At 56.9% G+C, this 24343-nt stretch carries 21 protein-coding genes and 2 pseudogenes; 13 read left to right on the forward strand and 10 right to left on the reverse strand.

The window, feature by feature from the left end; translation table 11 throughout:
• The first annotated feature begins 3 nt into the window (after positions 1–3).
• Positions 4–1527 carry an alternate F1F0 ATPase, F1 subunit alpha gene (locus H035_RS0109265; RefSeq protein ID WP_022948705.1) on the forward strand — a complete coding sequence of 508 codons (1524 nt, stop codon included), beginning with the start codon at positions 4–6 and terminating at the stop codon, positions 1525–1527.
• Positions 1528–1745: 218 nt separating this feature from the next.
• On the opposite strand, the gene H035_RS0109270 is transcribed toward H035_RS0109265, so the two are convergent.
• Complete coding sequence (locus tag H035_RS0109270; protein ID WP_026596457.1) at positions 1746–2687, reverse strand: IS110 family RNA-guided transposase; 942 nt, start codon at positions 2685–2687, stop codon at positions 1746–1748.
• 277 nt (positions 2688–2964) lie between these two features.
• Here H035_RS0109270 and H035_RS0109275 point away from each other — a divergent pair, with 277 nt between their 5' ends.
• On the forward strand, positions 2965–3888 hold the full coding sequence (locus H035_RS0109275; RefSeq protein WP_200861538.1) for a F0F1 ATP synthase subunit gamma: 924 nt from the start codon (positions 2965–2967) through the stop codon (positions 3886–3888).
• A 3-nt stretch (positions 3889–3891) separates the two neighbouring features.
• Positions 3892–5958 carry an NAD-dependent DNA ligase LigA gene (ligA, locus tag H035_RS0109280; RefSeq protein ID WP_022948707.1) on the forward strand — a complete coding sequence of 689 codons (2067 nt, stop codon included), beginning with the start codon at positions 3892–3894 and terminating at the stop codon, positions 5956–5958.
• Positions 5959–5964: 6 nt separating this feature from the next.
• Here ligA and H035_RS0109285 read toward each other — a convergent pair whose 3' ends face one another.
• Both H035_RS0109285 and H035_RS0109290 read right to left on the reverse strand, forming a co-directional pair.
• Positions 5965–6162 carry a CsbD family protein gene (locus H035_RS0109285; RefSeq protein ID WP_022948708.1) on the reverse strand — a complete coding sequence of 66 codons (198 nt, stop codon included), beginning with the start codon at positions 6160–6162 and terminating at the stop codon, positions 5965–5967.
• An 85-nt stretch (positions 6163–6247) separates the two neighbouring features.
• Positions 6248–6427: a PLDc N-terminal domain-containing protein gene (locus H035_RS0109290; RefSeq protein ID WP_022948709.1), complete on the reverse strand. Its 180-nt coding sequence runs from the start codon at positions 6425–6427 to the stop codon at positions 6248–6250.
• Between the two features lie 369 nt (positions 6428–6796).
• On the opposite strand from H035_RS0109290, the gene H035_RS0109295 reads away from it, so the two are divergent.
• From H035_RS0109295 to H035_RS22745, 4 genes and pseudogenes are all read left to right on the forward strand, one after another.
• Positions 6797–6997 carry a dodecin family protein gene (locus tag H035_RS0109295; RefSeq protein ID WP_022948710.1) on the forward strand — a complete coding sequence of 67 codons (201 nt, stop codon included), beginning with the start codon at positions 6797–6799 and terminating at the stop codon, positions 6995–6997.
• A 105-nt stretch (positions 6998–7102) separates the two neighbouring features.
• Positions 7103–8524 carry a dihydrolipoyl dehydrogenase gene (locus H035_RS19005; RefSeq protein ID WP_022948711.1) on the forward strand — a complete coding sequence of 474 codons (1422 nt, stop codon included), beginning with the start codon at positions 7103–7105 and terminating at the stop codon, positions 8522–8524.
• Between the two features lie 16 nt (positions 8525–8540).
• A complete protein-coding gene (gene polX / locus H035_RS0109305) occupies positions 8541–10262 on the forward strand; it encodes a DNA polymerase/3'-5' exonuclease PolX (RefSeq protein ID WP_022948712.1) in 1722 nt (573 codons plus the stop codon).
• Between the two features lies 1 nt (position 10263).
• Positions 10264–10851, forward strand: a pseudogene (locus H035_RS22745) (Fpg/Nei family DNA glycosylase); the annotation flags it as partial.
• 154 nt (positions 10852–11005) lie between these two features.
• Here the strand turns inward: H035_RS22745 and H035_RS22460 are convergent.
• Positions 11006–12058 (reverse strand): IS4 family transposase, encoded by a 1053-nt coding sequence (locus H035_RS22460; protein ID WP_084684842.1) that lies wholly within the window; start codon positions 12056–12058, stop codon positions 11006–11008.
• 84 nt (positions 12059–12142) lie between these two features.
• On the opposite strand from H035_RS22460, the pseudogene H035_RS22750 reads away from it, so the two are divergent.
• Both H035_RS22750 and H035_RS0109325 read left to right on the forward strand, forming a co-directional pair.
• Positions 12143–12205: pseudogene (locus tag H035_RS22750) on the forward strand (zinc finger domain-containing protein); the annotation flags it as partial.
• 96 nt (positions 12206–12301) lie between these two features.
• Positions 12302–14734 (forward strand): Lon protease family protein, encoded by a 2433-nt coding sequence (locus H035_RS0109325; RefSeq protein ID WP_022948715.1) that lies wholly within the window; start codon positions 12302–12304, stop codon positions 14732–14734.
• A gap of 25 nt (positions 14735–14759) precedes the next feature.
• Here the strand turns inward: H035_RS0109325 and H035_RS19015 are convergent, their stop codons facing one another.
• Together H035_RS19015 and H035_RS21330 are read right to left on the reverse strand one after the other, a co-directional pair.
• Positions 14760–15320, reverse strand: a complete 561-nt coding sequence (locus H035_RS19015; RefSeq protein WP_051149766.1) for a BON domain-containing protein — start codon at positions 15318–15320, stop codon at positions 14760–14762.
• Positions 15321–15353: 33 nt separating this feature from the next.
• Positions 15354–15497 carry a DUF3096 domain-containing protein gene (locus tag H035_RS21330; protein WP_022948716.1) on the reverse strand — a complete coding sequence of 48 codons (144 nt, stop codon included), beginning with the start codon at positions 15495–15497 and terminating at the stop codon, positions 15354–15356.
• Positions 15498–15807: 310 nt separating this feature from the next.
• Between H035_RS21330 and otsB the strand changes: the two genes are divergently transcribed.
• The 4 genes from otsB (at position 15808) to H035_RS0109355 (ending at position 21043) form a co-directional block, all read left to right on the forward strand.
• Entirely contained in the window at positions 15808–17379 is a 1572-nt protein-coding gene (otsB, locus tag H035_RS0109340) for a trehalose-phosphatase (protein ID WP_051149767.1), read from the forward strand.
• Positions 17379–19784 (forward strand): glycoside hydrolase family 65 protein, encoded by a 2406-nt coding sequence (locus tag H035_RS0109345; protein ID WP_026596459.1) that lies wholly within the window; start codon positions 17379–17381, stop codon positions 19782–19784. The genes otsB and H035_RS0109345 overlap by 1 nt, the downstream gene beginning before the upstream one ends.
• A 64-nt stretch (positions 19785–19848) precedes the next feature.
• Positions 19849–20523, forward strand: a complete 675-nt coding sequence (locus H035_RS0109350) for a dienelactone hydrolase family protein (RefSeq protein WP_022948717.1) — start codon at positions 19849–19851, stop codon at positions 20521–20523.
• A gap of 82 nt (positions 20524–20605) precedes the next feature.
• Positions 20606–21043, forward strand: a complete 438-nt coding sequence (locus tag H035_RS0109355; protein WP_022948718.1) for a DUF2267 domain-containing protein — start codon at positions 20606–20608, stop codon at positions 21041–21043.
• A gap of 72 nt (positions 21044–21115) precedes the next feature.
• On the opposite strand, the gene H035_RS19020 is transcribed toward H035_RS0109355, so the two are convergent.
• The 4 genes from H035_RS19020 to H035_RS0109375 all read right to left on the reverse strand — a co-directional run bounded on the left by H035_RS19020 (position 21116) and on the right by H035_RS0109375 (position 24069).
• Positions 21116–21721 (reverse strand): Crp/Fnr family transcriptional regulator, encoded by a 606-nt coding sequence (locus H035_RS19020; RefSeq protein WP_022948719.1) that lies wholly within the window; start codon positions 21719–21721, stop codon positions 21116–21118.
• 162 nt (positions 21722–21883) lie between these two features.
• Entirely contained in the window at positions 21884–22252 is a 369-nt protein-coding gene (locus tag H035_RS0109365) for a PilZ domain-containing protein (protein WP_022948720.1), read from the reverse strand.
• A 135-nt stretch (positions 22253–22387) separates the two neighbouring features.
• Positions 22388–22990: a response regulator transcription factor gene (locus tag H035_RS0109370; RefSeq protein ID WP_022948721.1), complete on the reverse strand. Its 603-nt coding sequence runs from the start codon at positions 22988–22990 to the stop codon at positions 22388–22390.
• Positions 22987–24069, reverse strand: a complete 1083-nt coding sequence (locus H035_RS0109375; RefSeq protein ID WP_022948722.1) for a two-component system sensor histidine kinase NtrB — start codon at positions 24067–24069, stop codon at positions 22987–22989. Before H035_RS0109375 ends, H035_RS0109370 begins: the two co-directional genes overlap by 4 nt.
• Positions 24070–24343 lie beyond the last annotated feature (274 nt).

Below are 24343 nucleotides of genomic sequence, written 5' to 3' on the forward strand. Positions count from 1 at the left end.
CCGTTGCTGAACGAACTGCTCGACGACACCCTGACCGCCTTGTACTCGGCGACCGAAAGCGCCCCGCCATCCTTGCGCCTCCGCGAGACCGGGGTTTTGCTCCAGGTGGGCGGCGGCATCGCCCGGGTGAACGGGCTCCCGGGAATCACCTCGGAAGAATTGGTACGGTTTCAAGGCGGCCTGCTCGGCATCGCCATCAACCTGGAACCGGATGAAGTCGGCGTCATGCTACTGGGCGACAATGAAAACCTGACCGCCGGCATCGAGGCCTATCCCACCGGCCGCGAAGCGGACGCGCCCGTCGGCGAAGGATTGCTCGGTCGCGTGATCGATGCCACCGGACGTGTCCTCGATCGCGGCCGGCCACTCCCCATCGAAGAAAGATGGCCGATCGAGCGCCCCGCCCCCGGCATCATCGAGCGCGCGCCGGTCACCGTGCCCCTGGAAACCGGGATCAAAACCATCGACGCCTTGATTCCCATCGGCCGCGGTCAGCGCGAACTGATCGTGGGGGACCGCCAGACCGGAAAAACCTCGGTGGCCATGGATACCATCATCAATCAGCGCGACAAGGACGTGGTGTGTATCTACTGCGCCGTGGGGCAGCGCGGGACCGCCGTGGCCCGAGTGGTGGACACCCTGCGCAAGGAGAACGCCATCCAAAACACCATCGTAGTGGTGGCGTCGGACGCAGACCCGCCGGGGCTTCGCTTCATCACTCCCTATGCCGCCACCACCATGGCCGAATATTTCATGGAACAAGGTCGCGATGCGCTCATCGTCTACGACGATCTCACCCGCCATGCGCGGGCCTACCGCGAACTGTCGCTGCTTTTGCAACGCCCGCCGGGCCGGGAAGCCTATCCGGGAGATATCTTCTATATCCATTCCCGCCTACTCGAGCGCGCCACCCATCTGCGCCGGGAGCACGGCGGCGGTTCGCTGACCGCGCTGCCCATCATCGAAACCCAGGCCCAGGACATCTCGGCGTATATCCCCACCAACCTGATTTCCATCACCGACGGGCAGATATACCTCTCGCCGACCCTGTTTCACAAGGGCTTGCTGCCCGCCATCGACGTGGGCAAGTCGGTGTCCCGGGTGGGAGGGAAAACCCAATACCCGGCTTTCCGGAGCGTGGCCGGAGATCTCAGGCTGTCCTACTCCCAATTCGAGGAACTGGAAACCTTCGCCCGCTTCGCCACTCGCTTGGACGAGGATACCCGGGCCACCATCGAGCACGGCCGCCGGGTTCGCGAGATTCTAAAGCAAAACGAGCACCATCCCTTGCGCGCCAGCGAACAGATGGCCGCGCTCAAAGCGGTCAACGCCGGCCTGTTCGACGACCTGCCGCTGGCGCAAGCGAGCGATGTCGAGGCGGCGATCCAGAAACGCGTGCTCGACCGATTGCCCCAGCTCTGCGAGCGCATGGAATCGGGCCAAAAACTGGATGATTCGCAGTGGCAAGAAGTCCTGAATATCGCCAGCGAAGTCATCGACGAAATCCGTAGCCAGCCCCATGGCTAAGAGTCCGTTTCAAACTCGTGCGAGGGTCAGGGAAGGCGAAGGTGTCGCGAAGCCCCCTCTCCCGCTGGCGGGAGAGGGATGGGGTGAGTGTGGTTTAAATAAAAATGTCTTTCATTTCAATCAGATCCACCCTCTTCCCAACCTTCTCCCTCCAGGAGGGAGAAGGGACTCATGCTGTTGCAGCATCCTCGCCAACGGGAGAGCAACCGTGTTTAAAGTCAAGTGTTTTGTGACTGCCAAGGGGTATTATTTTTCAACATGGCATTCATGATGGTGAGCAACTTCCTCATGCAGGCGACGATGACGACCTTGGGCGGTTTGCCGGCGTTTTTGAGGCGTTCTGCAAAGGCGCGGATGACCGCATTACAGCGTATCGCCGAGATCGTGGCCATGTATAGCACGGCGCGAACCTCGGAGCGACCACCCCAGATGAAGCGCTTGCCGCGATACTGGCCACTGTCGTTGGCCATCGGCGCCACGCCGACCAGCGCGGCAATCTCGCGCCGGTTGAGGGTGCCCAGCTCCGGGCATTTTGCCAGCAACGTGACAATGGTCACCGAACCGACGCCGGGAATGCTCTTGAGCAGATCGTCCTTGGCCCGCCAGGCGTCCGACTCGCGCAACCGCCGGGTCAGGTCCCGGTCGTTCTGGTCAATCTGCTTGTCCAGCCAGGCGATATGCTTTTTCAGACTGGTTTGCAGCGGTTTCGTCGTGGCTCCCTTCAATCGGAGGACCTCTTGAACCCGGATGCCGATCAACTGCCGCCGCCGGTCCACCAGATCGTCCAACGCGCGGGTGTCCGCATCCTTGAGCGGACGCGCCTGGGGACGGATGGCCCGGGCAAACGCCGCCAGCACCCCGGCATCCACCCGATCGGTCTTGGCCAGCCGGCCACTGGCCTTGGCAAAGTCGCGCACCTGGCGCGGATTGACCACCGCCACCGGCAATTCCTTACCCGCCAAGGCAGACGCAATCTGGGTTTCCAAACCGCCGGTGGCCTCGATGACGATCAAGGTCGGCCCGATCTCTTGCAACTGCAAAACCAGCTGATCGATCCCCTTGGCATCGTAGGCCACCTGCCATACCTGACCTTGAGGCTCGACCGCCCCATCCAGCGTCGCTTTCGACACGTCAATACCAACAAACTGTTCTGCATTCATTTCGTTCATGATTCCCAACCTTGCAAAAATACGGGCTTATCTGCCCAAGCAACCGTCCGGGGTATCCATGAAAACCGGTGCGACGCTCATCGCTCTCCCACGGGCTTGGTGTCCCAAGGGAGTTTCGAACTGCCGCACCGGGCCAGACATAAACCTACTCAAACAACCACTGTCCAGCAACACAAAACATACAAAGGGAGGTTACTTGAGCCGTTTCCGAACGAAAAGGGGATTAAGGGGATATCGTGCTTCGTAGGCTTGCACGGTATGTCGAGTTTTGAAACAGACTGTAAGTAGCAATCTGATGGAATCTCTGGAACAACTTCACAAGCAATTGGACAGCCTCGACGAGCTGCGCACCATCGTCAAGACCATGAAGGCCTTATCGGCGGCAAGCATCCGTCAGTACGAGCAAGCGGTGGGCGCCCTTGCCGGCTACTACCGAACCGTGGAGCGGGGATTGTTCGTGGTGTTGAAAGATAGGCCATATCCTCCCGCCTTTTCTTCCCGCCGCGCCGGCGAACCCCACCGTCTCGCCGCCATCGTGTTCGGCTCCGATCATGGTTTGTGCGGGCGCTTCAATGAGGAAATCGCAAGCTACGCCGTGCAGCGAATGGCCTCTGCCCCCGCAAAAGCGAGGAACCGCCTGGTACTGGCCGCGGGCGGACGGGTCGCGGCCAGCTTGGAAGCCGAGGGGGAAACCATCGAAGAAGATTTCTTGGTTCCCGGTTCGGCTTCCCAGATCACCGCAACGGTGCAACAAATTCTCCTCAAGATCGATGAATGGCGCGAACAAGCCGGGGTGGATTACGTCTACCTGTTCTACAACCGCCACGCCGGCGGCGGCGGTTATCATCCCACCGGGGTCGCTTTGCTGCCTCTGAATCTCCGCCGCTTCCACCATCTTCGGGAAGAAACCTGGCCCGCACGCAGTCTGCCTATTTTCACCATGGACCGCGACCGGCTGCTCAGCCGCCTGCTCCATCAGTATCTGTTCGTTTCCGTCTTCCGCGCCTGCGCCGAATCTCAAGCCAGCGAACACGCCAGCCGGCTGGCGGCCATGCAATCGGCACAACGCAACCTGGACGATCGGTTGGAGGAAGTCACCATACGCTTCCGCCGCGCCCGTCAAAACACGATCACCGCCGAACTGCTCGACGTGGTCTCGGGCTTCAAGGCGATCACGGCAGAGCGGAAATAACCCATGGACTTCAAACAGCATCCCTCTACCGACTTCAAGGGCATCGATCAGTTGGACAAAAAAGCGGCGGCAGAGGAGATCGAAGCCCTGCGGGAGGGCATCCATTACCACGACCATCTCTACTATGTGAAGAACCGGCCCGAGATATCCGACGCCGTCTACGACCGCTTGTTTCAACGCCTGATGGATCTGGAAACCGCTTTTCCCGATCTGAAAACTCCCGATTCCCCCACCGCTCGCGTCGGCGCCGAACCGGTCGACAAGCTGAAAAAAGTGCGCCATACCGCCGCCATGCTCAGCCTTCAGGCCACCCTGGACCGGTCCGATATCGAATCGTTTCTGGAAACCGCGCGCAGCAAAGCTCGACAGGAAACTGTCCGTTGCTGCCTGGAACCTAAGTTCGACGGACTCTCGGTGGAGGTGGTCTACGAGCGCGGCCGCTTCCAATATGGCGCCACCCGCGGCAACGGCGAGGTAGGCGAAGATATCTCTCATAACCTGAAGACCATTCATACTTTGCCCCTGGCGTTGCAAGACAGGAAACACGCCCCCGGATCGCTTGCCGTGCGGGGGGAAGTATTCATGCCCAAGCCCGGGTTCGTGGCCTTGAACCGCCAACGCGTGGAACACGGCGAAGAACCGTTCGCCAATCCCCGCAACGCGGCCGCCGGCCTGATGCGGCAATTCGAATCGCGCCAGGTCGCGGACAAGCCGCTGGCTATCTTTTTCTACGAGATCCTGACCACCGACGGCGACTTGCCGCCAACCCACCGGGAAACCCTGCAGCGCTTGTCCGACTGGGACCTCAAGACAGCGCCCCTGAACACGACCGCCTCTTCACTCAAAGAAATTCAAGAGTATCACCAAAAACTCGCCGCGCAACGCGACGAACTCGACTATGAAATCGACGGTATCGTGATCAAAATCGACGATCACCGGCTGCGCGAAGCGCTGGGTACTCGCGAGCGTAATCCCCGTTGGGCGATCGCCTGGAAATTCGAACCGCGCGAAGAGGTCACCACCGTCGAAGACATCGTGGTCCAGGTCGGGCGCACCGGCATTCTCACCCCGGTCGCCCTGCTTCAGCCGGTAGATGTGAGCGGCGTGACGGTGAGTCGAGCGACCCTGCATAACGCGGATGAAATCCGGCGTAAGGATATCCGGGTGGGCGATCGCGTTCGCATCATTCGGGCCGGTGACGTCATCCCCGAGGTCAATGAACGCATCAAGCAGCCCGGCAAAAAACGCTCGTCCCCGTTCACCATGCCCAAACGTTGTCCGGTATGCGACTCGCAAATCGTGCGCGAAGGCGCCTACTATCTGTGTACGGGCGGACTGAGCTGTCCGGCGCAGTTGGCCGCCCGCATTCAACATTACGCCACCCGCGACGCGATGGACATCGAACATCTGGGAGAAAAGACGGCGGCACAATTGGTCAAGCGAGAATTCGTCCACGATCTCGCCGACCTCTATGCCCTCACCGTGGACGACATCGAATCCTTGGAAGGATTTGCCGAGCGCTCGGCCCGACAACTTTACGAAGCCATCCAAAACGCGAAGCAACCCCGGCTCGACCGCTTTTTGTACGGACTCGGTATTCCGCATGTGGGCCAACGCATGGCCCGGTTGCTCGCGGAGCGATTCCGCAGCCTGGCTACATTGACCGAGGCCGGACAGCGGAAAATCGAACGGATTGAGGGAATCGGTGAGGAAATCGCCGAGGCGACGGCGGAATTCTTCGGCGACCGCCGCAATCTCGACGTCATCGAGCGAATGCGCGAGGCCGGAGTCGAAGTACGCCCCATGCCCCGTAGACGACAACCTCTGAAAGGAAGGACCTTCGTATTTACCGGATCGCTGAAGCACTTCACCCGCGACGAGGCTCAAGAACAGGTCGAGGCCTTGGGCGCCCGCGCCACTTCCAGCGTCAGCGGAGAAACCGATTTCCTCGTCGTGGGCAAGAATCCGGGCGGCAAGCTCGAAGAGGCGAAAAAGCTGGGGATTACGCTTATCGACGAGGATGAATTTCTAAGCATGTTGGATGAATGTGGCGCGCACTCCCCACCTTGATCAGATTCATAATTTACTGAAAAAGCTATCTACTTGCTTTTCCGCTTCATCCTTTGCTATTCCATAACGTTCTTGGAGCACTCCGATAAACTTGTCCCGCTCACCCTCAATTCTATCCAAGTCATCATCAGTCAAATCAGCCCAGTTTTTTTTGGCTTCACCTTTAAACTGATTCCAGTTGCCTTTAATTTGTTCCCAGTTCATATCTATCTCCTATGTTTTGTTCTAAACATGCATTTGTTGGTGCTTTTTCATCCATGATTTCGACCATAATAGGCAAATGTTTTGATTATCCTTTCGGTCCCAGAAAGAACCAAAGCACTAAACCAATCACGGGCAGCACCAGGATAACAACCACCCATAAAACTTTGATGCCTATATCTGCCGAGCTTTGAATAACTTTGATGATAGCCCAAACATCTAGAATCAATAGAACAAGGCCGAGCAGGCCACCAACTTCAATATCCATAATTGTTCCCCACTTCGGTTATTGTTTCGATTTTACGATTGCTTTATAAAATTACTATGGGGCGGATTTTTTATTTAAACATTGACATTTGTCAATAAATAAAAAATTCTTGTGACCGGTGTTGCGAGTGCGAGAAAGTTGGGAGCAAAATTCACCCGCCGACGGCATCTCAGTTCAAGAAACCGTGCAAGGTTTGCGCAAGATGACGGAACGCCAATGCCTTGATGATGGTTTATTGAAATTTGTCAATGACCTACTCCATTTACTATTCAATGATATAGATTCAAATACCGCCAAAAGGGGTATTTTTATATTCCGAAATGGCGATCAGAAAACTGAGATTGCACAATTTTATAGAGGAGAAAAGCCATGGCCACTTTAAAAGTTATCGAAGTCCTCGCCCAATCCGAGAAAAGCTGGGAAGACGCGGCTCAAGTTGCTCTGGCTAAAGCCGCTGAGACGCTGCATAACGTCAAATCCATCTATATCAAGGAAATGGAAGCTAAAGTGGAAAATAACCGAATCACTCAATATCGGATCAACGCAAAGATCTCGTTCGAGCTCGATTAGACGGTGGGCGAATTTCGCCGGCAATAGGAAATCCGGTTGCGTTAACCCTGCTGCTTCGACTACCGTTGCCGATAATTCAAGCTGTATTAGGTAAAAACCTCCCCCATGACACATGTACAAAAAGTTGACGTCGCCATCTTAGGCGCCGGAACCGCCGGTCTTACCGCCCGGCGCGAAGTGGCCCGGCACACCGATCGTTATGTGGTCATCGATCCCGGTCCCCTGGGAACCACTTGCGCCCGGGTGGGATGCATGCCTTCCAAGAGCTTTATCCACGCGGCGAACGTCTATCACCAGGTGAGCCGGGCGCCTCGAGGGCTGAACGTCGGTCCTGTCGCCCCGATCGATCTGCCCGAGGTGATGAGCCATGTCCGCGAACTGCGGGATTTTTACACCGCCAGCGTCATTCAGGGCATGGAGGACTGGCGGGATAGCCACCTCATCACCAAACGCGCGCGCTTTCTCGACCCGCATACCCTGGATTTGGAAGGCGATCGCTTGACGGCCGATCGGATCGTCATCGCCACCGGATCGAAACCGTTCATTCCCGAGTCCTGGCGGCGGTTCGACGCCTACCTCTTGGACACCGACCGTTTCTTCGACCTTCCGGACCTGCCGCCCAGGCTTGCCGTCATCGGTTTGGGCCCGGTCGGTATCGAGCTGGCCCAGGCCATGCAACGACTGGGCGTGGAAATCACCGCCGTCGATGCGCACCGAAATCTCGGTGGCCTCACCGATCCGGAAATACAAGATTATGCGATCGAGTATTTTTCCAACGCCATGAATCTCTGGATCGGAACCGCAAACCTCAAAGAGGCGGAAGGGGATAGAATAGTCGTTCAAGCCGGCGACCGAGAGGTGAAGGTCAATCGGGTATTGGCGGCCATGGGCAGACAACCGACCGTCTCCGATCTCGGCCTGGAAAATCTGGAGATTCCTCTCGACGATCGCGGCCTTCCCCAATTCAATCCTGAAACGCTGCAAATCTCCAATTTACCCATTTTCCTGGCGGGCGATGTCAACGGCAGGCGGCCCGTGCTGCACGAGGCTTCGGACGAAGGCCGCATCGCCGGCTATAACGCGCTCCAGGACAGCCCCGACTGTTTCCACCGACGTGCCCCGATGGCGATCACTTTCACCTCGCCGACCATCGCCCTGGTCGGCGCTACTTTCCGCGAGCTGAAGGAACAAGGGACCGATTTTGTGACCGGGAAAGTCAGTTTCGAGCATCAGGGGCGCGCACGCCTCATGAATGCCGCCCACGGTCTGCTCAAGGTTTATGCCGCCCATCACGACGGCCGGGTCCTGGGTGCCGAAATGTTCTCCCCCGGTGGCGAGCATTTCGCCCATCTCCTCGCCTGGGCGATCGCCATGAAGATGACGGTGACCGATCTATTGAATATGCCTTACTACCATCCGGTGCTGGAGGAAGGACTGCGCACCGCCGTCCGCGATGCCGCAAGCCAGCTGGAAGTACCCGCCTCCTATACCCAGACCATGCGCTGCGAGGACAATCCGGTGCTATGAAGCGCTCGGTTTCCCCATGCCCATCCCTAATGCCGAAATCGCCGATACCTTCGACCGGCTCGCCGACCTCCTGGAGGTAGAAGGCGCGAACCCTTTCCGGGTACGGGCGTACCGCAACGCCGCCCGCGTCGTGCGCGGATACGGCAAATCCATGGCCGACCTGATCGAGCGGGGCGAAGACCTGACCCAACTCCCCGAAATCGGCGAAGACCTGGCCAAGAAGATCAAGACCCTGGTGGATACCGGCAAGCTGCCCTTGCTGGAAACGGTCGAAGCGCGCACCCCTGCCACCCTCAGCGACCTGATGAAAATCCAAGGATTGGGGCCGAAGCGGGTCAAGACTTTGTACGAGGAACTCCGGATCAGCGACCTCGAGGATCTCAAGCGCGCCGCCCAAAACGGCAAGATTCGGGAAATCAAGGGATTCGGCCAAAAGACCGAGGAGATGATTCGGGAGCGGGTAAAACGATATACCGGCGCGCAGCACCGGACCCTGTTGAAAGACGCCGAGCAAATCGTCGAACCGTTGGTGAAATACCTAAAGCAAAGCAAAGGAATCGAGGCTGTCGTCGTGGCGGGCAGTTACCGCAGACGCAAGGAAACCGTCGGCGACCTGGATATCTTGGTCACCGCCAAGCGGGGAACGAAAGTCATGGACGATTTCGCCGCTTACGACCAAGTCGATGAAGTGCTCTCCAAGGGGGAGACCCGCTCCACGGTCCGCCTGCACTCCGGCATTTCCGTGGATCTTCGGGTCGTGCCCAAGGTGAGTTACGGCGCGGCTCTGCACTATTTCACCGGTTCCAAGGCGCACAACATCGCGGTACGCAAGCGGGGCGTGGAAAGAGGCTACAAAATCAATGAATACGGTGTCTTCGAGGACGACAAGCGCATCGCCGGCAAAACCGAAGAAGCCGTCTATGAAAAGGTCGGACTGCCCTATATCCCGCCGGAACTCAGGGAAGACCGGGGGGAAGTGGCGGCCGCGGAAAAAGACGAACTGCCCGATTTGATCGCGCTGGATGATATCCGCGGAGACCTGCATTGCCACACCCAGGCCACCGACGGCCACAATACCCTGGAACAGATGGTCCAGGCCGCCGTAGAACTCGGTTACGATTACCTTTCCATCACCGATCACTCCCAACGCGTCACCATGGCCCACGGCCTGAACGAAAAACGCCTGCGGGAACAGATCGAAGCCATCGATCGATTGAACGAAAAGTTCGATGGTTTGATCGTGCTCAAGTCGATCGAGTGCGACATACTCGAGGACGGCTCCTTGGATCTGCCCGACGCCGTCCTCAAGGAATTGGATTTCACCGTCTGTTCCGTCCATTACCAATTCAATCTGTCGCGCCAAAAGCAGACCGAGCGCATTCTGCGCGCCATGGACAATCCCTACTTCAATATTTTCGCCCATCCCACAGGACGCCTCATCAACGAGCGTGAACCCTATCCCATCGACCTGGAGAAAATCATGGAGGGAGCCCGGGAGCGCGGCTGCTTTCTCGAGGTCAACGCCCAACCTCAGCGTTTGGATTTGACCGACGACGCCTGCAAGATGGCCAAGGAAATGCATCTCCGGGTGGTGATCTCCTCGGATGCGCACAGCACGGCCAATCTGGAATTCATGCGGTTCGGCGTGGATCAGGCCCGACGGGGATGGCTGGAGGCGAAGGATGTCATCAACACCCTCCCCCTCAAACAGCTGACAAAGCTGTTGTCCAGAACCTGAAATGCCCGAGCTGCCCGACGTCGAGGTTTATAAGCGCTATCTCGATGCCACCGCGCTGCACCAACGCATCGACCATATCCACGTGGACAGCCCCGAGCTGCTGCGGGACACTTCCCCTCAAGGTCTGGGGCGGGCCCTCAAGGGCAAAACCTTCGAATCCACCCGACGCCATGGCAAATATTTGTTCGTCGACCTGGACCCAGGCGGCTGGCTGGTCCTGCACTTCGGCATGACCGGAAAGCTCAAGTATTTCCAACCCCCGGAAGACACGCCCGAGTACACTCGGTTCTTGATCGTCTTTGACAATGGCTTTCGCCTGGCTTATATCGCCCCGCGCAAGCTGGGTATGATCGGATACGTGGATTCTCCCCAAACGCTGATTGAAAATCAGTCCCTGGGACCGGATGCGCTAACCGTCACCGAAAACACATTTCTCGAACGGGCGGCGAAACGTCGGGGTGGCGTCAAATCCTGGCTCATGGATCAACAGAGTATCGCGGGAATCGGCAACATCTACTCCGATGAGATTCTTTTTCAGGCGGGCATCCATCCGAAAACCGCCGTCCGGGATCTGGATGAGGACAAGCTGCAACAACTTTACCAAAGGCTGCGGCGGGTGCTGAATTCCGCCATCGAGGCGGGCGCCGACCCGAATCAGATGCCCTCCGATTTTCTTCTGCCCCAACGCCGACCCGACGGCCGCTGCCCCCATTGCAATACCCCTCAGTACGGGACAAAAAACTTCAATAGCCATAGAAAATCCGTCCATCGATCGAAGAGGTTGAAGAGGAGATTGCGGATGAAATCGAGGCCATGTCGGAAGACGGACTTGACCGGTCGCTGGAGCGTTTTTTTACCTCAATGGGCTTTTGTTCAGTCAGTACCTCACCGGTACGCCAACTCCAAGCAAAGGCGAGCGCCAAAAGCGCCAGCAGTTTGCTGAGGCGGTCGGGATGAGTCAGATGGGTGTCCTCCAAATTGAAGCCGCGGGACTTCAAGGCGCCGAACAGGGTTTCGATTTCCCAACGCTGCCCATAGGCGGTGAACGCCTCGCTCTGGGGCGCACCGTGAGTTGCCACGATCAAAAGTTCGTTATCGGCCAGCCGCAAAGCCGATATATGAATAAAGCAGTCCCAGACCGGTCGACGCCCTTCCAAGTGACGCATCTGTCCGGGCCTAAGCGATCTAAAGAACAGCCAGGCTGGGGTGGCGCGATTCCAGGTGTTGGGAATTCGGGTGTTTTCCTTGATCCGAATATGAAAGGGAATGCCCTGGGTCTGAAGCCAGGTAAACCATTTTTGACCGACAAACTCTCGATCGGCCAACAGCGCCCGGATGCGGGTTTTACCAAAGTTCGCCAGAAAGCGTTGCATCAATTCGATGCGCTGGTCGGTATGAGAATTGCCCGCTTTGCCCAACACCGTCCACAGCACCGGCAAGGCCATCCCCTTCTGGGCAATGCCCAACACCAGAAAATTGATTTCGATCTTACCCAATTTCCAATTGGTACGATCCAAGGTCAGATACCACGGCCCTTCACCCACCGCAAACAAATGCACCAGCAGCCGCGCCAGCACGTCATAGTTGATCGTAAAGCCCCGAAAGAACCGCTGCAAACGCTTATAGTGCGAAGCCACTTGCGCCTTGCCACGGAAAGCCGTGGCCAATTCGGCCAGATTGACGCTGCGTACCTGGAACAAGGCCAACAGAAACTGAGCCAGAAAGTTCAAGCGGGCACCATGCCAGGGGAGATGCTCAGCCAATACGGCCCGAAGCGCAGAAACGGAATCATTCATATCAAGGATAGGGTGAAAATCATCAAATGATCCCCATACTATCAGTAGGTTACAGATTTTGTCCTGTACTAAGGCAATACCCTTGTCCGCAAAATGAAGGCCGCGGGACGGACCGCTTGGTTTTGTCCCCGTTGTCAAAACCGCTGATCCGAGGGTGTTATTGAAATATCTCAATGCTCTGCCCTCGACGCACCACTACAGTATCGAACTATGCCCGTCGACCAAGCTTCTGAGAGGGAGATCATGACGCAATCCAACCCGCCCCTGTCTGCGGACAAACTGTACCGGCGCTGCGTTATCAAAGCATTCGCCTTTGAAACGACCGCCGAACTGGAAGATCTGAACCGTATGCTCGGACAGGCCCGCGCGGTCGAAGCCATCGAGCTCGGCACCGACTTGGAGCTGCAAGGATTCAACTTGTTCGTTCTCGGCCCGCCGGGCACCGGCCGCCACAGTTTCATCCGCCAATGCCTCCAGGAAAAAGCCGGCAGACGACCGATACCCTCGGATTGGTGCTATGTCAACAACTTCGACGAACCCCGCAAACCCAAGGCGATCGAATTGCCAGCGGGCATGGGACGCCAGCTTCAGGAAGACATGCGGCAACTCATCGAGGAAGCCCGGTCAACGATCCCCACTGCCTTCGAAAGGGAGGACTACCAAAACCGACGGCAGGCGATAGAACATCAAGCGACCAAGGAACAAGAAAACGCGTTCCAGGAAGTCCAGAAACACGCGCATGAAGTCGGCCTCGAAATCATACAAACCGCCACCGGCTTTCAATTCGTCCCCAAACGAGAAGGCAAACCCATCACCCCGGAAGAATATAGAAAGCTTTCCGAAGAAGAACAGGCGAAGCTGCAGCAGGACACCGACAAGCTCAGCCAAGAGCTGCGCAAGATGCTCCAGTCCATCCCCCGCCGGGTACGCAAGGTCCGGGAAAAGATTCGCAGGCTCGATCGCGAAGTGGCGCGGTTCGCCGTGGGCGGATTGATTGAGGAGCTGCTGGAGAAATATGCCGAATTTCTCAAGGTGGTCGAATTTCTCAAAGCACTCCAGCACGATATCGCCGAGCATGTGGAACTATTCACCCCCGCTGCTTCCGAAAAGAAAAAATCTCTGGCGGCGTTGTCCGCCATGGGACAGAGGGGAGATCGGGAATCCGCCATCACTCAACGCTATGCGGTCAATCTTCTGGTCGACCGCGATAACGCCGAAGGCGCACCGGTCATCTTCGAAGACCATCCCACCTACCCTTATCTGATCGGACAAATCGAGCACATCGCCCAGATGGGAACCTTGACCACGGATTTCACCCTGATCCGCGCCGGCGCCCTGCATCGCGCCAACGGCGGTTATCTGGTCATCGATGCGCGCAAAATCCTGCTCCAGCCGTTCGCCTGGGACGCCCTGAAACGGGCTCTCAAGTCACGAGAAATCGATGTCAAATCCCTGGCCCAGGAATACAGCCTGGTAAGCACGGTGTCCCTCGAGCCCGAGCCGATTCCCTTGAACGTCAAAGTCGTCATTATCGGAGACCGTCTGCTCTATTACCTGTTGCAGCAACTCGACCCCGAATTTCCGGAGCTTTTCAAGGTGGCGGCGGATTTCGAGGACGATATGGAACGCAGCGAGGACAATGTTCAGGATCTTGCCCGGCTAATCGCCACCATCGCGCGCCGGGAAAAACTCAAGCCCTTGGATAGGGATGCCGTGGCCCGTATCATCGAGGAAAGTTCGCGTCACGCAGGCGATGCCGAAAGACTCTCCGCCCAAGTGCGACGGATGGCCGACATCGTCCGCGAAGCCCACTATTGGGCGGGCCGCAACGGGCATGAGATCATCGACGCCGAAGCGGTGCATAGCGCCATCGAGGGCCAACAACGCCGGATGAATCGGATTAACGATCAAATTCTGCGGGAAACCCTGAGGGGCACCCTCTTGATCGACACCGAAAGCGGGGTGATCGGTCAAATCAACGGTCTGGCGGCGATTCAATTGGGCGACCATCTCTTCGGCCGCCCCACCCGCATTACCGCTCGCCTGTCCATCGGATCGGGCAAAGTCATCGATATCGAACGTGAAGTAGAATTGGGCGGGCCCATCCACTCCAAGGGCGTGCTCATTCTGTCGAATTTTCTGGCCTCCCATTACGTCACGGATCGCCCACTGTCGCTGTCGGCCAGTCTGGTGTTCGAGCAATCCTACGGTCCCATCGAAGGGGACAGCGCATCGGCCGCCGAACTCTGCGTGCTTCTCTCGGGCCTCGCCCGGCTACCGATCAAGCAGTCGATGGCGATTACCGGTTCGGTGAACCAACATGGACGCATTCAGGCCATCGGCGGCGTCAATCAGAAAATCGAGGGCTTTTTCGAACTCTGCCGGGCACGCGGATTGACCGGCGGCGAGGGGGTAATCATTCCTTCCGCCAACGTCAAACATCTCATGCTGCGCCAACCGGTCATCGACGCCGTCGCCGACGGCCAGTTCCAAATTTATTCCGTGAACCATATCGACGACTGTATGGAAATACTCACCGGACTCGAAGCGGGCATACGCGACGAGGCGGGAAACTTCCCCGAAAATTCGCTCAATCAAAAAATTACGCACCGATTGATCGAATGGGCCGAAAAGCGTCGTCAGTTTGCCGGCAAGCATCAGGAGGAATCGTCCTGATGCTTCCTGCCGCTGAACGCAATCGCTAATAGGACATCGTTTCTTCGACGACCTTGAGATGGTTTTCCACCTCCACCACACCCTTGGTATTCAGGGCGATTTGACGGGCCATTTCGGCTTCTATTTCAGCACCCACTTGTCCTTCAAGGATGACGACGCCATTTTTAGTGGTCACATTGATGGCCAGACCCTGGGTGTGCTTATTCATGAGCAGCCTGGATTTTACCTTGGCGGTAATGGTCGCGTCCTCCACATAGCGTTTGAATGATCCCTCTTCCTCCGCGGGTTGGAATTCTCGATCGATTTTCAATTGATTATTCACTTCTTTGACCCCTTCAACCCCCTCGGCGATCAATTCCGCCAGCTCCCGCTCGACATCGTTCTCCACCGTACCGGTTAAAGTAACGGTCCGATCGTTTACCTCCACCTGTATCGGAAATGGATTCAAATGCTCGTTCAAGGCATAAGAAGTCACAATCTTGGATTTTATCCAGGTATCGGAATATATTTCTTTTTCTTTCGCAGCACTTGCACAACCCATTATCATCCCGATACAGGCCAACATCATTAAAAGTAGATTTTTCATGTTTCTCTCCCTATTACACCGACAGCCTTCAATTTAAGAAACCAATCCCAATATTCCGATAAGAATCAGATAAATAGCCACGATAAAATTGAGCGCACGCGGCATAACCAAAATCAAAATCCCTGCGACCAAAGCCAGAATGGGTTCCACGTGAGTTAAGTTGATACTAATATTCATAATCGCACCTCTTCGACGATAGAAAAATAAGCGTCAATGCGCTTCGGACCGGAAACCGCCCCTAAATCCATTGAACACAATTACCATAAGGTCGGCCGTTGGAAATTAAAATTTGTCAAACGCACCGACATGACTCCAGAGTCAGGAAAACTTTTCAGCGGCCATGTATGTTGCGCACTTCAAGTAAAAATAAAATATAGCGGGTGATCGTTCTCGTCTTATTGTTTGATTTTTCTCAATGTCATCGGCTCGTTTGACGAGTATGTTCGAGCATGTGGTCAAGGGATAAATACGTCCAAAACTTTCCGGCATGCGCGAATTCATCGACAAGTCGTTTTCACCGGACTGCTTCGACGCCGTCGTATTCGATCTCGACGGCGTCGTCACCCGGACCGCCAAGGTTCACGCCAAGGCGTGGAAGACTATGTTCGATGACTATCTGGCAAGCCGAACTCCATCGTTCAAACCCTTCGATATCGAAACCGACTACCGCCCCTACGTGGACGGCAAGCCCCGTTACGAGGGGGTTCGCAGCTTCCTCGAATCTCGCGGTATCGACATACCTTACGGAGACCCCGAGGATAGCTCCGACCAGGAAACCATCTGCGGACTGGGCAACCGCAAGAATCGGCTGTTTCGGGAAATGCTTCGCACCGACGGCGTCGAAGTCTACGAATCGAGCCTTGCGTTCATCCGCGCCGTGCGCCGCGCCGGAATGAAAACGGCGGTGGTGTCTTCGAGCCGAAACTGCCGGGCGGTGCTGGAAGCCGCCGGGATCGCCGATCTCTTCGACGCCCGGGTCGACGGCACCGATCTTGAGCGGATGGGCCTTTCGGGCAAACCCGCGCCGGATATGTTCCGGGAAGCCTGCCGCAGGCTAGGCACCGATCCCCAACGCACGGTCGCAATAGAAGACGCCGAAGCGGGCGTGCAAGCGGGATACGCCGCCGGTTTCGGATGCGTCGTCGGCGTGAACCGGGGCGATCGGAGCAAGGCTTTGTACGACCACGGCGCGGATGTGATGGTCGATGATCTGGCCGAACTGCAGGTCGCATCCAATGCGCCAAAAGCTTCCGAGGAAAAGATCGCTGTTAGCAGCCTGCCATCGGCGTTCGATTGCATGGAGGAGATCCTCCGTGACGATCGGGCGCCGATGTTTTTTCTCGATTACGACGGCACGTTGACCCCGATCGTCCCCCACCCCGATGACGCCGTCCTCAACGATTCCATGCGAGCCACCCTCAAGCGACTCGCCGAACGATGCCAAGTCGCCGTCATCAGCGGGCGGGATCTCAGCGATGTCAGGGAACGGGTCGGCATTGAATCCCTCTGGTATGCGGGCAGCCACGGCTTCGACATTGCCGGTCCTGGAGGCCGGCGCACTTCCCATCAGCAGGGCGGCGAATTTCTGCCTTCCCTCGATGCGGCGGAGAAATCCCTTAAGAAGGCGTTGGCGTCCGTTCCCGGTTGTCTCGTGGAGCGCAAGCGATTCTCCATCGCCATCCATTATCGCCAGGTAGGGAAGGACGACGTCCCCAGCGTCATGCGCCTGGTCGAGCAAATCCACGCCGAACATCCCGATTTACGCCTGTCGACGGGAAAGAAAATCCGGGAACTGCAACCGGATATCGATTGGAACAAGGGAAAAGCGCTGCGCTGGTTGATGCAAACCCTGAACTTGGATTCGAAAAAATTCATGCCCGTCTATATCGGCGACGACGTCACCGACGAGGACGCCTTCCGCGAAATCGAAGCGGAAGGCGTCGGAATTCTGGTGGCGGAACGAGACCAGTCCACCCGAGCGGCCTATCGCCTCGACAATCCCGAAGCGGTGGAACGATTTCTCAATCGAATGAGCGACAAACTCGAAAGGCGAAAATAATGAGCGGCTGGAAACTCGTCTACGAATCCTTCGAGCCCGCCCAAGAGGGCATCCGCGAGGCGCTGTGCACGGTCGGCAACGGCTACTTCGCCACCCGCGGCGCGGCACCGGAGTCGGCGGCAAGCAATTTCCATTACCCGGGCACCTATATCGCGGGCTGTTACAATCGGCTGCGCACCGAAATCGCAGGCGAAACGGTGGAAAACGAAAGCCTGGTCAATGCCCCCAATTGGCTACCCCTCACCTTCCGGATCGAAGACGGCGACTGGTTCGATATCGATTCGGTCGATATCCTCTCCTATTATCAGGAGTTGGATCTGAAACAAGCGATTTTGAAGCGGACGATTCGTTTCCGCGACCCCGAAGGACGGCATACACGCATTGAGCAGAGGCGCTTGATTTCCATTGAATATCGCCACCTGGCCGCGTTGGAAACGACGATCCACGCCGAGGATTGGAGTGGGACGATCGAGGTGTGCAGCGCACTGGACGGCTGCGTCGAGAACGGCGGCGTGGCGCGCTACCAGGATCTCAACAATCACCACCTCTCCTTCCTCGCCGCGGAAACTCTTTCCGACACAACCATGGCGTTGGAAATGGAGACCCACCAGTCCCATATCCGCATCGCCCAGGCGGCCACCACCCGTTTTTGGCTGGGCGACAACCCCATCGAGCCCGCCCTCAAGACGGAACAGGCGGAATGTTACATCGCCCATCGCTATGCCGTCGAAGTCGATTCCCAACAGACTCTGCAAATCGAAAAAACCGTCTCCCTTTACACCTCCCGCGATCGCGCCATCAGCGAAGCGGGGCTCGAGGCACGCAAAGCCGTCGCCGAGGCGCCGCGCTTTGCCGCGCTGGCCGCCCGCCATATTCTGCTCTGGAAACAATTGTGGCGACGCTTCGATCTGGATATCGAGCACGACGACCCGGCGGAGGAAAAACACACCGAACGCATCCTCCGGCTACATATCCTGCATCTCATTCAGACCACCTCTCCCCATATCATGGACCTCGACGTGGGGGTGCCGGCACGAGGCCTCCACGGCGAAGCCTACCGAGGCCACATTTTTTGGGACGAACTGTTCGTCTTTCCCCTCTTCAATCTGCGCATGCCGGAGATTACCCGCGCCCTTCTGCGCTACCGCTATCGCCGTCTGAACGAAGCCCGCCGGGCGGCGCGCGACGCCGGTCATCGCGGCGCCATGTATCCCTGGCAAAGCGGCAGCAACGGACGCGAGGAAAGCCAACGCCTGCACTTGAACCCGCAATCGGGCAACTGGATACCGGACAATTCCCACCTGCAACGCCATATCAACGCCGCCGTCGCCTACAACGTCTGGCAGTATTATCAGGTCACTCGCGATCTGGAATTTCTCTCCTTTTACGGCGCAGAAATGATCCTGGAGATCGCCCGTTTTTGGGCCAGCATCGCGACCTATAACAATGCGCTAGAACGCTATGAGATTCTTCGGGTGATGGGGCCGGACGAATACCACGACGCCTACCCGGATGCCGAACAACCGGGTCTGAATAACAACGCCTATACCAATCTCATGGCGGTCTGGGTGATATTGCGCGCCCTCGAACTGCGCGATGTGCTGCCGAGCCAGCGCTTCATTGAACTGTGCCGGCAGCTGGAATTGTCCCCGGAAGAGTTTTCCCATTGGGAGGAGGTCAGCCGCAGGATGCATATCCCCTTCCACGACGATGACATCATCAGCCAATTCGAAGGCTACGAGAAACTGGAGGAATTCGATTGGGAAGGTTATCGTGAGAAATACGACGATATCCAGCGTCTGGACCGGATTCTCGAGGCGGAGGGCGACTCGCCCAACCGGTACAAGGTCTCCAAACAGGCCGATGTATTGATGTTGTTCTATTTGTTTTCTTCCGAGGAACTCGGCGAATTGTTCGCCCATCTCGACTATCCGTTCGAACCCGAGATCATTCCTCGCAACATCGACTATTACATCCAACGCACTTCCCACGGTTCCACCCTGAGCCGAGTGGTCCATTCCTGGGTGCTGGCCCGTTCCAACCGCCCGGGCGGCTGGCCGCTGTTTTTGGAGGCGCTAAAAAGCGATGTCTCGGACATCCAGGGCGGCACCACCGCCGAAGGCATTCATACCGGGGCCATGGCGGGCACGGTGGATCTGATTCAGCGCTGCTTCACCGGCATCGAAACCCGCGGCGATAGGTTGTGGTTGAACCCCTGCCTGCCGGAGGGACTGCAAAGCCTCACCCTGAATATCCGCTATCGGCAGCACGTATTGAAGTTATACGTGACACCGGTCTGTATTCGGATCAGTACCGAACCCTCTTCCGAGCATCCGATCAAGATCGGCATCCGGACCAAAATTCATCGGCTCAACCCGGGCGATGTGCGTGAATTTCAGCTTTGAAATGCCGTTGACATTCTCCCGTGTGGAGAGCCGAACCCCGAAAGCTTCGGAATAGGAGGGCACCATGACCCACCCCAATACTATCGAATCCCATGAATTATATGTTCAGGCCGGCGAGACCGAATTGGCAGGGAATCTGGCCGTTCCCGAACACGCGAAGGGCGTGGTGGCTTTCGCCCACGGCAGTGGCAGCAGCCGTTTCAGCGCGCGTAACCGTTATGTTGCCAGTGTACTCAACGAAGCGGGATTGGCAACCCTCTTATTTGACCTTTTGACCGACGCTGAAGAGGTCATCGATCAACGCACCCGGGCGCTTCGCTTCGATATCGGCTTGCTGAGTCAACGAATGGTCGACGCCGTCGATTGGTTATTGAAACAGCCGGTCCTAGGGGATCTCCCGGTGGGACTGTTCGGTGCCAGTACCGGCGCGGCGGCGGCGCTGAATACGGCGGCCGCCCGGCCGGAAAAAGTAAAAGCCGTGGTATCGAGGGGGGGACGTCCCGATCTGGCCCCCGAGGCCCTTCCCTTGGTCCGATGCCCGACCTTGCTGATCGTCGGAGGCAATGACCCGGCGGTCATTGAAATGAATAAACAAGCCGCCAACCGTCTCATCGCCCCCCACGAGTTGGATATTGTCCCCGGAGCGACCCATCTTTTCGAGGAACCGGGCAAACTGGAGGAAGTGGCGAGACTCGCCCGCGATTGGTTTGTAAACAGTTTTTCTGAAAATACCTCCTGACACCCTCTCCGCCTTTTAGGTTGAGAATCAAAGCAGATAACGCATATTTAAGTCCCTCTAAACAGCGACGAGGATAATTCCCATGACGACGCCAGACACCCATATCCGGACATTTGATTCAACCCTCCAGACCACCCACCGTTGGCTCCAGGAGCTGAAGCTTGTCGCCTCCCTGGAAAATGAATCCCAAGCTTATGCCGTGCTACGCGTTGTGCTCCACGCATTGCGCGATCGCTTGCCCGCCGATGAAGCGGTCCAACTCGGTGCCGAATTGCCCATGCTTATCCGCGGTTTTTATTACGAAGGGTGGAAACCGAGCGCAACGCCCAAAAAACAGCGGTCCCTCGATGCTTTTCTCGAAGGCTTGCAACCCATGCCCAGACTGAAAGGCGAGTTGAGCGCCGAGGAAGCCGTACGAAGCGTCTTTATGATGCTCGATCACCGCATCAGTGAAGGTGAAATAGCGGACGTGCGCCATGCGCTGCCCGCAGAAGTTCGGGACCTGTGGCCCAAGCATTGATCCGGATCGCGATTAGGGACACCATAGCGCTCCTTTTCACGATCCCGGATCGAGACGCGGCACAAGGGGACGCTATTTTCGCGCCTCTTGATGCAGCATTTGGATATCAAGCTGATAAATGGGACTGACTTGCTTTTGCAGCAAGTCGCAACGCTTGAATCCCGCCAGTATCCGGCTGACGCTTTCCGACGTCACTCCGAGTATTTCGGCCATATCGTGCACCGAAAGCAGTGAGACCTTATCTGCGCTTTGACCGTATTCAAGCTCGGCGAGATATTCCAGTAGGCGCGCTAGCCGGGCCTTGATGCCACCGGTGGAAAACCCCGCGATCCAACGATCGGCTTGAGCCAAATCCTGGTGCCATTGGCAAAGCAGCTGACTGAATGTATCGGGATCGTCACGGAAAAGTCGGCGCAGGCTAAGGATCGAAAAATACTCGGCTTCCACCTTGTCGACGGCAATGGTGGTATGCCGATAGGATTGCCCCAGCAACCCCTCCAGTCCCAGCCAGTGCCCCGAGGGATGCAATCGCACGATCCGAGCACGGCCGTTGGGAAGATAATTGAGCTGCTTGACCAGGCCGCTACGAATCAGGTAAACCCTATCTATCTGCTCGCTTTCGTGATAAATGACATCCTTGGCCGAAAAGCTTTTCCGCTTGCCTTCATTCGGCGCCATGGGAGACCTAAAAGCCGACCGTAAGTCGTCGCTCTTCTCTCTTTCCGGAAGCCCATAAGCCGGATGCCCAAGGTCGCGGTGATTCTCAGTCAGTGGTTTCGGCATCCCCCCTCCTCTTGCGCTGTTGGTTATATAGATGGCCTTATTAGCCGTTGAGCAGATTCACCCCGCTCTTCCCATAGCATACTTTTGATCGCAGGCGGGGGGCCCGGCTTCAACCCTTCCGCCCGGACCATCTTCGGAGAGAATATGGGTGACCGCCTTATAGTATCGGGGATTCACGTCTATCAATACGAGGCCGATGCCGTGGGTCTCTCGGCGAACCACCAAGCCTCGCATGAGGTAACGCTCGCCAAATAACATCAGGTCTACCTGGATGACATCGTTCTTGAAGAAATCCAGATCGCCCGTTTCTACAAACATGCCATCGAGGCTAATATCGCGGGTAGCGAAACGCCCAAGATGCGTATCGCCGTGATAAAGTTCCACCGGCAAGGCGTTCTTGAGTCGAGTAAAGCAGCGGTGTTGCATCTTGGCCTCCTTTGGGTTATTGATCGGGATTCGACCTATCCTGAAGACCAAGTCTAATATTTTGAATCAAAAAGAAAATTAGGGCGGACACTAAGCATAATCACGTAGGAATACACCTACACGAGACCATGCGCATTAGGAGGTGCAGTGGGCGGCCATGCTCACCAATTCGGCCAGATTGGCGGCGCCCATTTTATGCATCACGTGGGTGCGGTGGACCTCCACGGTGCGGGGACTGAGATCCAGTTTACGGGCGATTTCCTTGTTCGACAAGCCGGAGAGCACCAGATCCATGACTTCGCATTCTCTGGGGCTTAATCGGGCATAACGCTGACGGATATCGCAAGCGCGGGCTTCGGTCTGGCGACGCTCCTCGTCGATCGCCAAGGCCTGCCGCACCCGCTCAAGCAACTCGGCGGTATCCACCGGTTTCTCGAGGAAATCCACCGCCCCGGCCTGGATGGACTTGACCGCCATGGGAATATCGCCGAAACCGGTCAGAAAGATAATCGGCAGTCGCATGCCGTGTTTCTGGAGCGCCGCTTGCACTTCGTAGCCATTCATATCGGGCATGGCCATATCCAGCACCACGCATCCGGCACAGCCTTCTCCGCATGCCTTTAGGAAGGAAGAACCGTCCGGATAGGTTTTCACCTGAAAGCCGACCGATTCCAGCAATTGACGGAGGGCGCTGCGCAAGTCGGCATCGTCGTCGACAATGTATACGATGGGTCTCATGACGCGAACGGTACCTCTAAATGGAAAATCCCCTTGTCAGAGCCGAATTCCGCCCACAAGCTGCCGCCGGAGGCTTCGATCAAACTGCGGCTAATGCTCAAGCCCACGCCCAAGCCCTCACTTTTGGTGCTGTAGAAGGGCTCGAATAAATGCTCGGCGACCTCGGTGCCGACACCCGGGCCACTGTCATAAAACGTGATCCGGGCCATATTCCCACAGCGCCGCGTTTGGATGCGGATACGACCGTTCTCCATGCCCGCCTCATAGATGGCTTCGATGGCGTTGCGCAGCAAATTGAGCGCGATCTGCTCGAGATAGATATCCACCCCCAGGACCTCTGGCAATTCATCGTCAAGGTCCAAGCTCAAACGGATGCCCAAGCTCATCGCTTTCGGTCTGATCAAGGAACAAGTGCTTTCCAGCAACGGATTCAATGCCAACGGCGCCGCTTCGATCTTTTTGCCGTTCACGAACCTGCGCATGCGACGGATGATCTCACCCGCGCGCATGGTTTGCTGGGCAATCTGGCGCAGATTTTCATCCAACCTGTCTTTATCTAAATCTCGATGGTCGAGCAGTTTACGGCTAGCCTCGGCGAACATGGCAATGGTGCCCAAGGGTTGATTGATTTCATGGGCGAATAGGTTGGCCAGTTCGCTGACCGTTTGCAGGCGCTGCAATCTCGAGGCCTCTTCCAGATGGCGGCGGGCATCCAGTTCGGCTTTCCGCTGTTCCGTGATGTCGACGCCGCTGCCGATGATATATTTCACCTCGCCCGAGGCATCCTTGAGCACCGTATTGTTCCAGCTAAACAGACGCTTCGAGCCGTCCTTGTGAAGCCAATGATTTTCATGCCGGAGCGGCGCTTTTCCCGCTAGCAAGGCATCGAATACCGCCGTTACCTCTTCCCGTTCCTCGAGTGGGATCAGCTCGAGCCAAACTCGGCTACCCCGCATCTCGCCAAAATCGTAACCCGTTGCCGATTCACAAGCCTTGTTGAACCGGACAATGTGCCCCTCCCGATCGAAGACCACTACCGGCGCCGGTTGACAGTCGAGCAACTTATCCATCAGCAGCATCGCCAGATCCCTCTTGTCGACGTCATCATATGGGGAAGATTCAGAAGCAAGCGAACGACGCTTTCTTTCCTTTTGAGCCATGGGCTTATTTTTGACTCTCTGCTAAGGGTCGTTCTCGGCCTTTAAAACCGGGAGAGCCGACCGATTGGTGGGCGACGGGGTCATTGCCTTTCGGCGTGATGATGGGTTGTGGCGCGCATGTCGTCACTGGTCTATCCCTCTTTTCTCATCGCGTCGCATTCAGGTGAGGAGAAGCCGGGAAAGCCGTGTCTCA

This window comes from Methylohalobius crimeensis 10Ki (genome assembly GCF_000421465.1).
Classification (GTDB): Bacteria; Pseudomonadota; Gammaproteobacteria; order Methylococcales; family Methylothermaceae; genus Methylohalobius; species Methylohalobius crimeensis.